Annotated in this window: 8 protein-coding genes; all 8 read right to left on the bottom strand. The window is 60.8% G+C overall.

Features of this window, described 5'->3' with window-relative positions; translation table 11 throughout:
- On the bottom strand, window positions 1-2889 hold the full coding sequence (locus tag K4O48_RS17890) for a toxin VasX (protein WP_222909695.1): 2889 nt from the start codon (window positions 2887-2889) through the stop codon (window positions 1-3).
- Window positions 2886-3449, bottom strand: a complete 564-nt coding sequence (locus K4O48_RS17885) for a DUF4123 domain-containing protein (protein WP_222909694.1) — start codon at window positions 3447-3449, stop codon at window positions 2886-2888. The genes K4O48_RS17890 and K4O48_RS17885 overlap by 4 nt, the downstream gene beginning before the upstream one ends.
- Window positions 3446-5518: a type VI secretion system tip protein VgrG gene (locus K4O48_RS17880; protein WP_222909693.1), complete on the bottom strand. Its 2073-nt coding sequence runs from the start codon at window positions 5516-5518 to the stop codon at window positions 3446-3448. The genes K4O48_RS17885 and K4O48_RS17880 overlap by 4 nt, the downstream gene beginning before the upstream one ends.
- A 192-nt stretch (window positions 5519-5710) precedes the next feature.
- Entirely contained in the window at window positions 5711-6229 is a 519-nt protein-coding gene (locus K4O48_RS17875; protein ID WP_222909692.1) for an Hcp family type VI secretion system effector, read from the bottom strand.
- 283 nt (window positions 6230-6512) lie between these two features.
- Window positions 6513-7973, bottom strand: coding sequence for a protein adenylyltransferase SelO (gene selO, locus K4O48_RS17870; RefSeq protein ID WP_222909691.1), 1461 nt, complete (start codon window positions 7971-7973; stop codon window positions 6513-6515).
- A gap of 83 nt (window positions 7974-8056) precedes the next feature.
- Entirely contained in the window at window positions 8057-11365 is a 3309-nt protein-coding gene (gene mscK, locus K4O48_RS17865) for a mechanosensitive channel MscK (protein WP_222909690.1), read from the bottom strand.
- A gap of 109 nt (window positions 11366-11474) precedes the next feature.
- Window positions 11475-13220, bottom strand: a complete 1746-nt coding sequence (locus K4O48_RS17860; protein WP_222909689.1) for a potassium/proton antiporter — start codon at window positions 13218-13220, stop codon at window positions 11475-11477.
- Window positions 13221-13444: 224 nt separating this feature from the next.
- Window positions 13445-15262, bottom strand: a complete 1818-nt coding sequence (locus K4O48_RS17855) for an acyl-CoA dehydrogenase (protein WP_222909688.1) — start codon at window positions 15260-15262, stop codon at window positions 13445-13447.
- Window position 15263: the final 1 nt, after the last annotated feature.

Below are 15263 nucleotides of genomic sequence, written 5' to 3'. Positions count from 1 at the left end.
TCAGCTCAGGTCGATATTGATTGGCGGCAAAAACAAGCCTTCGATGGGCTGGTAGATCAGCGTGCCGCTGATGCGTTTCAGGCTCAGGGTATCGCTTTCATGGTAGGCCTTGCGCAGACGTACTCCACCACCAGGTTCGGCGGTGATACGCGAACCCACATCAAGATCGAAGGGTATTTGATCGTCTTCACCCCAAACCAGTGGAATGCACATGCCGTTGGTAGGGCCGAAACTGAGCAAGCCGCTTTCACGCTCCCATTCCTCGCTGCCGCTAAAGCTCAGCATGCCCTGGCTGTAGGCTTTTTGCCCTGGAAGTATCAAGAACAGGCGGATTTCCCGGACAGGTTCAAAGGTGCGTGGGTCCCTGTCCGTCCAGCGTTTAAGCTCCATCTTTACTGGCATCACCATTTGATAAAACTCGATCATGCTTTTTTCATAACTGCCGGACCAGTCAGCGGGGCGAATGCCAAAGCGGGTTTGCTTCACCCAGCTTTCCAGCGGAGTGTCCTTGGTGTACCACAGAGCAATCAAACCACCGAGGATGGTGATAACCAGGCCCAGGGTTTGCGCCAGCAGCGGTGCCGGAATGGCGGCAGTGCCGCGACCGATGGCGAAGGCATCACCCGCGATCACCGCTGCACGGGCAATACGCAGGGCGCGGAACATCTGCAGGGAGACGCGCATATACGCCAAGTTGGCACCACTCAAACCCACCTGAATCGTCGCGCTGTCGAGATCGCCGGCCTTGTAGGAGTCCAATGCTTCCCAGCCGAAATATGCGGCATCGATCCCTGCCGTTACCGCTTGCAGAACCATGGTGGTAGCACTTCTGCCGAGTGCGTTTGCTAACAGCTTTTGAGCTGTCGGATTGAACTTGCCAGCGGAGTTGGTATGCGTTTTCCAGTCAACTTCAGCCATTTTCTGGATAACGGCCGTGACTGCTGTTGCACTCGCCAGTGCAGCACTTGCAAATGAAACAGCGCTCTTACCGGTCCGATTCTCTTCGAGAGCGCTTGTGCTCTTATACAAATTCCACGTCGCCACCAACGCAATCAGCGTCTTTAACGGCGCTTCATCCATAAGCTCACCAATATTCTTCGGCATTTCAAGCTGTGCGGCCTGGCGTGGCAGTGGCGGCAAGTTTGGCGTCGAAGACGGTGGTGCTTTCGCAGGTGAGTGCGGTACTTCGCTGCCATAGCCTGGGCCCGGATGTGGTGGCGCAGGTTGTGGCTTTGGCACCACACGCAAGTGGGGAATACCTGCCTGTACTTGCTTGGCAACTGGCGCGGGTATCGGTGCCATGCCCGGCCTGCCTGCCCTTTGGCGGGCAACGCGGGTCTCTTTCGCTTCGAGCCGCTGCAGCTCTTTTTGCCAGCGCCGCCGCTGGCCCTTGTTATGGGCCTGATTCATCTGCTCGGTGAGCCATAGCATGCTTTGGTGCTGGCTCAAATCCATCACCTCCAGCCGTTGCTGGCTGCGCGTCAGCATGGCGATCATCAAAGTCATCGCTGCTTGGTTGACGTGCTCTGTCAAGGTGCGCAAGTGGCCGCCGAGCACAGGCGACATGGCAGCGCTGAGGGCTTCGCCGGCTTTCGCTAACGACAAACGCTGTAGATTGTCAGCCCCGTGGTTAAGGGCTGCGACCAACGTAATGGCACGTGCGAGGTTCTTGACCTCCGACGTTATCGGTTCAACGTTTTCCGGTACGTGCAACAGTTGCTTGAGTTCGCCGCCGCCGATGCGCTGGGCCACGCCAAGTACCGCCCACACCAACCAGGGCTTGCCAGTAGGGCTGGACTCAGGATTCAGCGCTTGTTCGATAACTTTTACACCGATACCTGTGGCAGATGGCCCCAAACAGGCGGCCGCAAAGCTGGCCTCCACGGCATCGCGTGCATCGGGCTGGGTAATATCGAAATGCCCACAGGCCGACTCCAGGCTACTGGGGCTGTTCTGCCCCAGAGTGGTGAACCACTCAGCCCAGAGCGAGGCGAGTCGGCGGCGGTCGGCGTCAATGGCATCGGCCTCGGCTTTCTGCTCCTTCAGCACTCGTTGCAATCTTGGGTAATCGGTACTGGTCGGCAGTTCCTTGCGCAGTTGCTCGTCACCTTCGCTGAGTGATTCCAGGGTGGTCGCGATAGCCCATTCATCACGACGGTAATGACAGAGCTTGTCATACGCCTTGTTGCGCGCCCTCAAGAGCCCTGCAAGGTCCAGCAGCACACCCCAGGGATCGTCGACAATGCCATAGTGCTGCTGCTCGCAGCGCTGCATCCGGTGCAACCGTGGGTCGTCGAGCCTCCAGAATTGTGGGCTGGGGGCACAGCTCCAGCTGTAATTCGACGGGGCAAGATCGCCGATCTGTCGATGCACAGCCGTCACCTGACCACTCAGGGGCGCTGCACCGGGAATAATTTCACGCATGATGCGTTGGCGCACATCCGCTTTAGCTTTAGCAGCAGCGAACTGGCTGTCACTCCAACGGACCGGTGACCACACCATCATCACGGGGGTTCCGGCGGGCAGCATCAAATAAACAGCACCACGCTTATCCAGCACAGGCCCGCCACGAGGTGTTTGCTGCAGATTGCTGCCTTCGACTTGGTACTCGCTCATTTGTTTGAGATCGCTTTGCCATACATATAACCAGCCATCACGCAGTACGCGTGGTACATAGCCGATAGCGCATTCGCCAAGCACTGGATGATCCGGCCCAAGCTCCGGGAAGTGACCGGTGATGGCCGGCAGGCCGAGGCCTTGTGCATCGATACTGGATGGCTGGCTCTGCGGGGCTATCGGCCCTATTGCATAGCGCAGCGGCAGTACCGCAGCGAGTAGCGGACAACTGGCGGGGGTGAAGCTGGCCGGTGCAGCTACAGCCTGGTTCATACGACCGCCTCCTTGGAGCTATCCATGTCTTGAGTCAGTGCTTCTAGCAGCGGCCAATCCAGAATCACCTGAGCATTCAGGCCGTTCTCATGGGGGGCGCTGTCAAGTTCTGGCGTGTCATTGATCCATGCTTTCATCGGGCCCTGCTGATCGCGCAGCCAAAGGCATGAAACGCCATGCCAGAAGCCCGTCGGCCAGGCTGCGCCGTTTTTCCAGGCAAGGCGAAGCGGACGCGCATCGGCGATACGCAACCAGAACTCACGGCCATCCGGGGAATGGATGCGCAAGCGCCGCTGCAGGCTGGCGAACAGTTGGTCGACAGGCTGGGTCGTTTCCAGCCATAGGCCATGTTGCAGGCCGGCCAGGCCAGCAGCCCAATCGCGCTGGAGCGCACTGCATGGGGGCGCATCCAGCAGAATCGGGCCGATGCCCATCAGCGCTTCGTAAGGTGTGTCGAGCAAGAGTGGGCGCGGCTGGTGGTCGGGGTAGTTCTGATACAGCCAAGCCAGAACATTTTCGATGGCTGCCCCATCGATCAGAATCGCGCCACTGTTGCTCATGTCGCCACCTCCGCGCTTTTGGCCGCCTCGCAGACTTCGCACACCCCTTTGCTTGCATGACGAAAAACCAAGCTTTGTTTAGCCAAGGCTTCGAGCGGCACGCCCGGCACATCCGCATCCGCCGGCTTGACCTGCCCCGGCAATATCGGCGCCGCGCCCGATCCTTTCCCCGGACTTCCACCGGAGTTCATCCTAATCAAAGGACCGACCATGGTGATCCCGCTTGCATCCAGCTTGACGAAGCTACCAGCTGCCTTGAAGGTCAGTTCGCTGCCCGCTTCGAGGACGACTCCCAGGCCGCTGGAGAGGTGGATTTCGTTTCCGGCTTCGACAAACTGGCCAGTGCCGATTTTCACCTGCTGGTTGTTGCCAACGGTCAGGTGGTCGTCTGCTTTGACTTCGCTGCGGCGGTCGCCGTGGGTGGTGCGGTGTTCTTCGGCGCGGAACTCGCTGTAGCTGTTGGCCTCGACGGTGTCGTGGCGTTCGTGGCCGACGCGGATCGTCTGGTCGTGTTCAATATTTTCGTCCCAGTCGCGCTGGGCGTGGACGTAGATCTGCTCGGCGCCCTTGCGGTCTTCGATGCGCAGTTCGTTGTAACCACCACCGCCCGGACTGCTCAGGGTTTTGAACACGCTGCGGGTCTTGTTCGCGGGCAGGCCGTAGGGGACCGCGTTTTCCTTGTGGTACAGGCAGCCGGTGATCAGTGGCTGGTCGGGGTCTCCTTCCAGGAAGGTGACCAGCACTTCCATGCCGACGCGGGGAATGGCGATGCCACCGTAACGGTCGCCGGCCCAGCTGCTGGATACGCGCAGCCAGCAGCTGGTGTGCTCGTCTGCCTTGCCTTCGCGATCCCAGAAAAACTGGACCTTTACCCGGCCGTACTCATCACAGTGGATCTCTTCGCCGGCAGGGCCGGTGACCACGGCGCTTTGGCTGCCAAGAATGCGGGATTTGAGATGACTGCTCGGTGGACGAAAAGGCGTCGCCCATGGGGTTGCGGTAAAGCGGTTGCGGTAGCCTTGGGTAAAGGCGTCCTCGTCGTGACGAACATCCTGTAAATCGGACGCGTCGCTAACCGACTCCTCCAGCACCTGCGGTTGCTTGCCTTCATGGGAAACTTCGCTGAGCAGCCATAGCTGATTCCAGCCGCCACGTGGGTGCGCGGTCAGTGGAAGGAAGTGGCCGCTGACCAGCAGCGGCTGGTCGCTGTCGCCTTCGGCCTGTTCGAAGTCGTGGCGGTGGCGTTCCAGGGCGCGACGGGATAAGTGCTTGCCACGCTCGCGGTCGACGAAACGGCCAGGATAGTCATAGTCCTCAAGGTCTGGCTTTTCTGGGCTTTGGGCAGCCGCTTCCATCGTTAGCCGAGGTTTTTCAAAGTCATAATCGCGGCGGGTGACGCGGCTGGTGCGCGTCTCGACGCGCACGCCGAAGCGCTTGATAACCGGCTCATCGGCAACCAGCCCGCTGTCCTGCTGATAGGCGACCGGAGCAAGGGTGGGGAACACCGTCTGGTCGTCGCCGAACACCAGCATGTGCCCGGTTGGGCTGTGCTGGAAGTGGTAGTGAATGCCTTCTTCCTCGCAGAGGCGCTGGATGAAGTGCAGGTCGGTTTCGTCGTACTGAACGCAGTAATCGCGCTCGGGATAGATCACTGGACCCAGGTCGAAACGGTGGCCGTCGCCGGCAAGGATGCCGTGCTCTTCGAGTACCCGGGCGATGATTTGTGGGACTGAGAGATTCTGGAAAATGCGCTGATTGGTCCGGTGCGCCAGATAGGCGAGCTTGGGGACTAGGACCAGCCGATAGCGGGTCAGCCGCTTGCCGGATTCACCTTGGGCGGCGCGATAAACCTGGCCGTGAATGCCGCCCCCGCTTGCAGTGAATGCCAGAAAAGCGGATTGGTGCAGCAGGCTTTCAAGGTCCAGATCTGGGCGTTCGCTCACCAGCTCCAGTTCGAAGCGGTAGGGCTTGCTGATGGCCTCGTGGCCATGGAATTCAAGCACCTGAAGGTCATGTTTGACGCCTTCGATGTGCAGGGAAAAATGGGTCTGGTTGGCGGGGGCGAACATCCTTGTTCCTCCTGGATCCGTCCATGGGATTGCGCCAGGGCGCATGCGGGGGCCTTGATGTACCACGCTCCCGCGGCGCGGCTTTGCGCTGGGTCGCGCATCGCATCGCTGCGGTTCAAAAATCTGCAACTGCTTCGCAAAAACGCTTCAGCCGAGGTGCGCCCGACTGAAGCCCTTCACAGGGAGACCGCCTTAGCTGGCGATCGGGGTGCGCCAGTCATCGGAGCCCGAAGTGCCGGAAACTTCGTGGGTCCAGACGATTTTGCGGTAGGTAAAGTACACGTCTTCCAGGTGAGTGAAGTGGGACATGTTCGGGTCCTGGCAGTTGGGCATGCGCGACTGCACGTCGACGATGACCGCATCTTCCAGTTCGATGGTGAAGTAATGTTCCTGGGTGCCGGTGGAGGACGTGCGGTACCACTCCAGGCGGCACTTGTTCAGACGCTCACCGGAGGTCAGGGAGTTGAAGATCAGCGGCGACGACTTGTCGAAGACCTTGGTGATCATCAGCGGCTTGTGCACGCGCTGGCCGGTGGGCTGACCCGACTGCGGATCGCGCGGGATGATGACTTGGTGTTGGAAAGCCTGCACCAGAATCTGGTCTTCGTGTCCTTCCTGGAAAATATTGCCGACCGAGTCCTCGGTGAAAGTGCCTGCGGTGATCAGGCCTTGCTTGGTGCCTTCGAGGGATAGATACGCGGGTGTTGGCATGATGCTCTCCTTGCTTGTGCTAAATGCCGGAATGGCTGGCAAGTCATTACAAGGCGCGTGCCATTTTACATAAAACCGATGTTTATCAAGGAGTTATCTATATTCGCGATGCGAAGCTAGAGACACTCTGCGTGTCGGCGCACAGACCGTTGGGCAACATCCTGCCAGCCATTGCGCAAGGTTTGGCGCATGTTCACGCGAGCGCAGTGGTGGCGCGCGATGCGGCGGAGACGGCCGCTGTCCCGCGCTTGATGCTGCGCAGCATCTTGCGCAGCGCCATGGCTCAAGACGAACAGCTGATCTCCAGGTGCTTGCCCCATTCCGGTGGCCGTTCAGCGTAGCGCTCCATGCCGGGCTGCTCATCGAAAGGGCGGCTGAGCACGGTATGGAATTCGCGCACTGGACCGTAGTCTCCAGCCTCTGCGGCCTCGATGACCTGCTGGGCGAGGTAATTGCGCAGAATGAACTTGGGATTGACGGCATGCATGCGCGCCTGCCGCTCGGCTTGGGTGTCACCTTCGCGTTCGGTGCGCTGGCGGTAAGTCGCAGCCCAGGCGTCGAAGGCCTTGATGTCGATAAAGTCGTTGCGCAGACGGGCCAGAGCCTGCTCGGGCGCATTGCTACCGAGCTCACGAAAGAAGTTCGTATAGTCAATCGCGCTGTCCTGCATCAACTGCAGCAGGCCTTGCACCAGCGCTTTGTCATCGTCCTCGGCGGTCCGAAATCCCAAGCGTCGACGCATCAGGTCGAGCCAGGCGGCCTCGTAGATCGGCAAGAACAGATTCATCGCCTCGCGTAGCTGCTCTACCGCGACGAAGGGTGTCAGTGCCTGCGCCAGCGCGGCGAGGTTCCAGTGCGCGATAGGCACTTGATTTTCATACGAGTAACGTCCGGCATCGTCGGAATGGTTGCAGATGAAGCGGGCATCGAAATCGTCCAGGAAAGCGTAAGGACCGAAGTCGAACGTGATGCCCAGGATCGACATGTTGTCAGTGTTCATCACGCCATGGCAGAAGCCATACGCCTGCCAGTGGGCGACCAGTTCGGCGGTGCGCTCCAACACTTCGCGGAAGAATGAGTGATAGGGCTCGGGATGCTCGAAGCACTCGGCAAAATGGCACTCGACGACGTGATCGAGCAGTTGTTTCAGCTCATCGTGCTGCTTGGTGTAATAGAAGTATTCGAAGTGGCCGAAGCGCACATGACTCTTGGCCAGGCGCAGCAGCATCGCGCCATGCTCAGGGCGTTCGCGGTAGACCGGCGTACTCGAGCCGGTCACGCAAAGGGCGCGCGAGCTGGGAATGCCCAACGCGTGCAGGTGTTCGCTCGCCAGGAATTCGCGAATCGACGAGCGCAGCACGGCCCGACCGTCTCCCATTCTCGAATAGGGCGTCTTGCCCGCACCCTTGAGGTGAAGGTCCCACTGCTCGCCGGCGTCATTGATCACTTCGCCGAGGAGAAGGCCGCGTCCGTCGCCGAGGCGCGGGTTGTAGCTGCCGAACTGATGGCCGGAATAGACCATGGCCCGTGGCTCGGCCGTGCTCCATAGTTTATGGCCCGAAAACAGCTCAGCGAAAAGCGGCTCCTCGGCGACCGCGGGGTCGAGATCGAGAAGTGACATGGCGGCCTCGCTAGCAACCACCAATCGTGGCGCTTCCAGCGGTTGAGGCATCACTTCGGTGGAGAACACGTCGCCGAGGCGGGCGAAGCGATTGTCGAATTTCAGCTCGGTCAGGGTCTTCACGAAGGCTCCGGCGCGTGACTGTGCCGCGCCCGACCGATTGTCGGGCGCACATGTTTTGGAGGCCGTGTCGAGAGTGACGTTCCTCAGGACTGACCGCTGGCAGAGAATCCTGCAGGATCGTCCCGGTCGGCCCGCTGGGCTTCCAGCGCAGGCGGAGCGTTCTTCAGGTGCACGTCCAGCTGACGGAATGCGATCACAATCCCTCGAGCGCGGAACTCCTGATCGATTCGCCGATTAATCTCGTCGATGACCGGGTTACGGTCACCCAGGTCTCGCACATGCAGGCGGAGCTCATGCTCCAGCCGGCTTTCGCCAAAGTTGAGGAAGAAGACCTGTGGTTCGGGGTCCTTGAGTACGCGGGGGTTTTCACGGGCCGCCTGGAACAGGAGGTTACGCACCTCCTCAAGCTCGGAACCGAACTGAACCCCGATGCGAATCGTGACCCGGGTGATGGTGTCGTTGAGCGACCAGTTGACGAGTTGGTCGGTCACGAAGGTCTTGTTCGGGACGATGATTTCCTTATTGTCGAAGTCGGTAATGGTCGTTGCGCGGATACGAATGCGGCTGACGGTTCCGGACAGGTTGCCAATGGTGACCACATCGCCGATGCGTACCGGTTTCTCGAACAGGATGATCAGGCCCGAGACGAAGTTGGCGAAGATTTCCTGCAAGCCGAAGCCCAAACCCACCGATAGCGCAGCGACCAACCACTGCAGCTTGTCCCAGCTCACGCCAAGCGTCGAAAGTGTCGTCACAATGCCGATGCCGACCAGCGTGTAGGACAGCAAGGTACCGGTCGCATACGCGCTGCCCTGTGCCAGGCGCATCCGGGACAACACGAGCACTTCGAGCAGCCCCGGCAGGTTGCGCGCCAGCGCAAACGTGATGACAACAGTCGCCAGGGCGCCGATCAGGTTGTTCAGGGTAATGGCGGAAGTGCTGGCGGTTTCGCCGCTGCCGCTGGTGAACTCGTACAGCGTGACGTTATCGAGGTACGACACCACGCTGATGAGGTCAGCCCAGACCCAATACAGCACGACGAAGAACAGGCCGAACATGGCGAGCCGGGTCAGCCGCAGGGACTGTTCATTGACCTGCTCGATTCCAAGCCCTGGTTCGGTCGCCCCATCGGTCGCGGTTGTGCCGTCGTCCGTGCCGGCTTCTCGCTTGGCGATGGCTCGCTTGTAGGCCAGGCGCCGCGCCGCAACGGTCAGACCGCGGATAAGGGCGGCTTCGATGACCACCCAGGCCAGGAGTAGATACAACGTATCGATCAGTCGGCCGGTTAGCTTCAGCGCGGTGTAGTAGTAGCCCAGTCCCACCACCACGATCAGCGCCAGCGGCAGCAAGCTGAACAGCAGACCGATCATCCGGCGCACCGGTGGCGCGTTCTGGCTCGACGGCCCCTTGAGCAACAGGCGCATCAGACGCCAGCTCATCAGCGCAAAGCAGACCAGCACCACGACGATACCGATCACGTCATCGACGAGACTACTTGGCTGTTGTTCAGCAATGGCGACCACGGCAACCAGCGCCATGACCACTATTCCCAGCCGCCTGATCTCGTTACGCAAAAAGGACACTTGCGGCCTGAACCAGCCGAAATGCGTTTCGGCAACCCGGTTGGGCGACAGCATTCGGTACGCGCTGTAGAACACCAGCCAGGCCTGGGCCATTTGGTAGAACGCGGCGCCGAGGCTGATGTTCTGGCCGCGCCCATCCATTTGCAGGAGGTAGCCGCACAGTGCCAGAAACAACGCGCCGGGCAACGCCAGCAGCAGGTTGAGCAACAGTGCTAGCGGCGTATGCAGCTGGCTGTCGTTACGGAAATGGCCGATGTCGCTGCTGAGTGAGTCGAGCTTGGCGTTGATCGCCTTGCGCCGCCAGAGCAGCAACCCGATCACCATCAGCAATGGCACGAAGAACAACGGGCGCTCCAGCAGTCCGGCGCCGAGCGCTTCGAACACGGAGCCCCACGGCATGGCTCGCAGCTGACGGTCGAGCAGCGTTGGCACGTTCTTGAACCAGTCCAGATCCAGCGGTCTGTTACTGGGAATCCAGAACATCTGCTCATCCAGCGTCTCACGCAAAGCAGCTGCTTTGGTTTGTAGCTGGCGCTGGTTCAGCTGAAGCGTGATCGATTCGCTGAGCAGCGCGTTGAGCTCATGGTTGAGCCGGTCGAGCAGCTCGCTGCGGGTGCGCACCAGCTCCAACAGCGCGCTGCGCAACTCCGGCGTGACCTCGCCTGGCGGTTGGCTGGCAAGCTGCTCGTCCACATAGTTTTCGATATTGCCGCTGAGCTCGCGGCGTTGATTGAGCTCGAACTGGTACAGGCGAATATCGGCGATCTCGTCCGCCAGGTCCTTGTCCAGCGACAGCTGCGGGAGCGCCTGCTTTTGCTGATAAAGCACCTTCGACAGCAGCAGACTGCCTTCAAGTACCGCGATCTGCTCATCGAGCGCCTGATCGGCCTGGTTCAGCGTGTCGAGCTGCTGACGTGTCTGCAAATTCTGCTGGGTCAGGTCGTTGAGGCGCTCCGTAGCCCGTAGCAAATACCCTGAGAGCTTGCGGTTCTCGGCGCTTTCGGCGGGCAGCAGTTTGTCCGATCCGGCTTTCTCGGCTTTCTCGGCTTTGAGCGAAAACTCCGCGACGGTTTGCTCGGACTCTTGACGACGCTTGTTGTTGATCGCCGTTTGCAGCGCCATGGTCTCCTGCTCGGCGCGTGCGATTCGCTCGGATAGCAGATCCCGCCGGGCGCCGCCAAGGTCTTGCAGAAGGCTGTTGCCGGCCAGCTCGCTGCGGCGCAGTTCGATCTGCGCGTTGAGCGCGGTTTTTTCGGCGCCGAGCAACGCGCGGCGCTCGTCGCTCATCGGCTTGCCGCCTTCGCGCCCGGCTTTCAGCAGGCTGTTGATCTCGTCGATGCGTGACTGAAACTTACTGATATCCGCCTGCGCACGTTCCGGCCGTGTCTGCGCGCTGATGATCATGCTGTTGGCGGCAGTGAGGGCCGTTTGCCACGCGGACAACTCCTCGACGCGCTCGGCCAGACGTTGCTCAAGCTGCGGCACTTTGAGCTTGGCCAGCTTCGCGGTCAGCTCGTCGGTGTCGTCACGCGCCTTGAGCTTGCTGAGCGCCCGCTGAGCTTCGGTAATTTCTTTGCTCGCGCCTGCAAGCTCAGTCTTGAGCGCCGCCAGACGTTGCTGCGCCGTCTCCATCTGCTCCACGAAGCGTTGGGTGCGTTCGTCTAGAGTGGGCTGAGACTCCTTCGGCGTCTCTGTTTCGGCAGCCTGACTGCCGTTCAGACCAGGCACCGAAGGCGCAGACTGCGCCAGAACGAAGGATGGAGCGACGGCGAGCAAGGTCGCCAGTATCAGGGTGCGCAAGAGGGCCATTAGTACGATCGGAATGCAAAACGAGTGCGGAGTCTAAGGGCTGTAGGTGATCGAGGCGAGCCCGCAGATCGGAACGTTCAGGCAGCGCCGTCGCGGCGTGTGCAGTGGGTCAAAAATGCAGTGACGGACCGGGTTTGCTCTCCTCAGGAAACTTCAGGCCGACCTTGCGGACCTCGCCTTGCTCCATCGTCGCGATGGTCCAGGTCAGGCCGCTCCACTCGATCTGGTCGCCGATTACCGGTTTGCCGCCGACACGTTCGGTAATGAACTGGCCGATCTGCTGATTGCCGTCGACATCACCTAGTTTCAGGCCGTAGAGCGCTGCCAGCGCGCTCATCTCGGCCTCGCTTTCCAGGATGAAGTCCCCGAAGAAGCGCATGTCGCGGCCGCGCTGTGGGGCCTCGCTGAACAGCTTGCCGAGTGCTGGCAGGTCCTCTTCGTGACCGATTACACAGAGAATGTCGTCGACTTGCAGGCGCGTACTGCCGGAGGGGTGCAGCAGTGCCTTGCCACGGAACAGGGCAGCGATACGGGTGCCGGTCGGCATTTTCAGTTCGCGCAGTGCGGCGCCCACGCACCACTTCTTGGCGGTCAAGCGATAGATGAACAGCTCCCACTGGCTGGTAGTGTGGATTTGTAAGCCGGTGCGGGAAATAGGTGAGGGTGATGGTGGCACTTCGACCTTCGCCTTCTTGGCCGCCCAGGTCAGCGTGGTGCCCTGCAACAGCAACGACACCAGCACGATGAAGAAGGCCACGTTGAAAAACAGTTGGGCATTTTCCAGGCCTGCCATGAGCGGGAAGACGGCAAGGATCACGGGTACGGCACCGCGCAGGCCGATCCAGGAGATGAACAACCGCTCGCGCAGATGGAAGCTGCGAAACGGCGCCAGGCCGATGAACACCGCCAGCGGACGGGCAAAAAGAATCATCCACAACGATAGCGCCAAAGCCGGCAGCGCGATCGGCAGCAGATCACTGGGCGTAAGCAGCAGTCCGAGAACCAGGAACATGCCGATCTGGCTGAGCCAGGCCAGGCCGTCGAACATGTGCAGGATGCCATGGCGGTTGCGGATCGGGCGGTTACCCAGCAACAGTCCGCAGACGTAAACCGCGAGGATTCCACTGCCGCCGATGGCACCGGACAAGGCGTAGATGAGGATGCCCCCGCTGACGGCCAGTAGCGGATAAAGGCCGTCCGCCACCGAGAGGCGGTTGATCAGCTGCAGCAACAGCCAGCCGCCCGCCAGACCGAGCAGCGTGCCGATACCGAACTGCTGCAGCAGGTTGAGGAAAAAGCTCCAGCCGAAGCCCGTTTGACCCGAGGCCAGCATGTCGATCAGCGCGACAGTGAGGAACATCGCCATCGGGTCGTTGCTGCCTGATTCGATTTCCAGTGTCGAACCGACACGCTCGTTGAGCCCACGGCCATTGAGCAAGTTGAACACCACTGCGGCATCCGTCGAGCCGACGATGGCGCCGATAAGCAGACCTTGCATCAGCGGCAGATCGAACAACCAGGCGGCTGCCAGGCCGGTCAGGCCGGAGGTGACCACCACGCCAGCCGTCGCCAGTGAAAAGGCCGGCCAAAGCGCCACGCGAAAGGTCGCAGCACGCGTGCGCATACCACCGTCGAGCAGAATGATGGCAAGGGCGAGGTTGCTGATCAGGAAGGCCAGCGAATAATCGTTGAAGACGATGCCGCCAATACCGTCGACCCCCGCGAGCATGCCCACCGCGAGGAAGATCACCAGAATCGGCACGCCGAGACGGGTCGATAGGGAACTCATCAGGATACTGGCCGCAACCAACAAGGCGCCGATAAAGAACAGTTGGTTGATGTTGCCGATATCCAAACGCGCTCTCCGAGGTCAGTGCCGCTGATGTCATGCAGGGTGCATGCCAGCGATTCTAACCTGCTGATTTGGCGAGCTGTCAAAAAAAAGCTGGCGGCACTGACGACATGCTGCGGGCGGCAGGCGGATGCCAGCGCGGCGCACTATGGCGGGAGATGCTGCAAGGAGGAGGCGCGCCGCGCGGCCGGTGCCAATGCCGGCCGCGCGCGCTGCCCTGCGTGGCGCTAGAACCAATTCTCCTGCATGGCAAGGCAGGTGTCGTCACGGTTGGCAAGTATCGCGAGTTCGTGGTGGCAGCTCGGTACTTCCCAGGTCAGGAAGTAGCGTGCGGCCTGCAGCTTGCCGCGGTAGAAGTCGATGTCCGCCGCGTTGCCTTTTGCCAGCCCCGTTTCGGCGTGAATCGCCTGTTCCAACCACCGCCAGCCGATCACGGCATGACCGAATACCTTCAAATACAACGCCGAGTTGGCTAGCGCCTGGTTGATCTTTCCAGCCATGAGGTCGCCGAATAGGGCTTGGGTGACTTCCGTCAGATTGCCCACCAGCTGCTCCAGCGGTTGGCGTAGCGCATCCAGGGAACTGAACTCGCCCGCGCGCTTGCAGGTGCCCTGGATCAGGCCGAGCAACTGACGCAGCCCGGCGCCACCGTTCTGCGTGAGTTTGCGTGCGAGCAGATCAAGCGACTGAATGCCGTGGGTGCCTTCATGGATCGGGTTCAGCCGGTTGTCCCGGTAATACTGCTCGACCGGGTATTCACGGGTGTAGCCATGACCGCCGAGAATCTGGATCGCCAGGTCGTTGGCCTTGAGGCAGAACTCGGACGGCCAGGATTTGACGATGGGCGTGAGCAGGTCCAGCAGTTCGAGGGCCTGTTTGCGGTCCTCCTCGTCCGGTGCGGTATGTTGCTCATCTACCAGGCGCGCCGCATACAGCCCCAGGTCGAACGCGCCTTCCACGTAGGCCTTTTGCGTCAGCAGCATGCGCTTGACGTCGGTGTGCTGAATGATGGGCACCGGTGTCGAGGCCGGGTCTTTGCCATCTGGCAAGCGACCTTGCGGGCGTTCGCGCGCGTAGTTCAGTGAGTACAGATAGCCCGCATAGCCAAGCATGATCGCGCCCATGCCGACGCCGATACGCGCCTCGTTCATCATCTGGAACATGTACGACAGGCCCTTGTGCGGCTCGCCGACGAGATAGCCTACGCAGCCGCCGTTGTCGCCCCCCGCGTTATCACCGAAGTTCAGCGCGGTCGAGGTCGTGCCGCGCCAGCCCATCTTGTGGAACAGCCCGGCCAGGATCACGTCGTTGCGTTCGCCCAGTGAACCGTCATCGTTAACCAGGAACTTGGGCACGATGAACAGGCTGATACCTTTCACGCCCGGCGGGGCGTCTGGCAGCTTGGCCAGAACCATGTGCACGATGTTTTCCGACAGCGAATGGTCGCCGCCGGAAATGAAGATCTTGTTGCCTTTCAACCGGTAGCTGCCATCACCGGCCGGTACAGCCCGGGTGCGCAGGTCGGACAGCGACGAGCCGGCGTGGGGTTCGGTCAGCGCCATGGTGCCGAAAAAGCGGCCGTCCAGCATGGGCTGCAAGAAACGCTGCTTCTGCTCTTCGCTACCAAAGGTCTCGATCAGGTGCGAGGCGCCCATGGTCAGCATGGCGTAAGAGGAGGTGCCAATGTTGGCCGCCTGGAAATGCGCAAAGCAAGCGCGGGCCAGCAGGTTCGGCAGTTGCATGCCGCCGTCATCGAAGCTGCGCGACGCGTTATGAAAGCCCGCTTCGATGAAGGCATCGACCGCTGGCTTCACCTCGGGAATCAGGATGGCTTCGCCGTCCTTGTAGATCGGCTCGTTTTCGTCGGCCTTGCGATTGTGCGGCGCGAAGAGGTTTTCGGCGATGCTGCGAGCGGTGTCTACCGCGGCGTTGAAGGTTTCGCGGCTGTGGTCGGCGAAACGCTCGCGCTGGGTCAGCGCATCCGCATCAAGCACCTCATAGAGTTCGAAGGTCAGGTTGCGTGGGCAGAGCAGAGTCTCGGACATC

Origin of the sequence: Pseudomonas sp. DNDY-54, from assembly GCF_019880365.1 — a bacterium.
Taxonomy (GTDB): domain Bacteria; phylum Pseudomonadota; class Gammaproteobacteria; order Pseudomonadales; family Pseudomonadaceae; genus Stutzerimonas; species Stutzerimonas stutzeri_P.
This window is presented reverse-complemented; position numbering and strand designations above follow the sequence as displayed.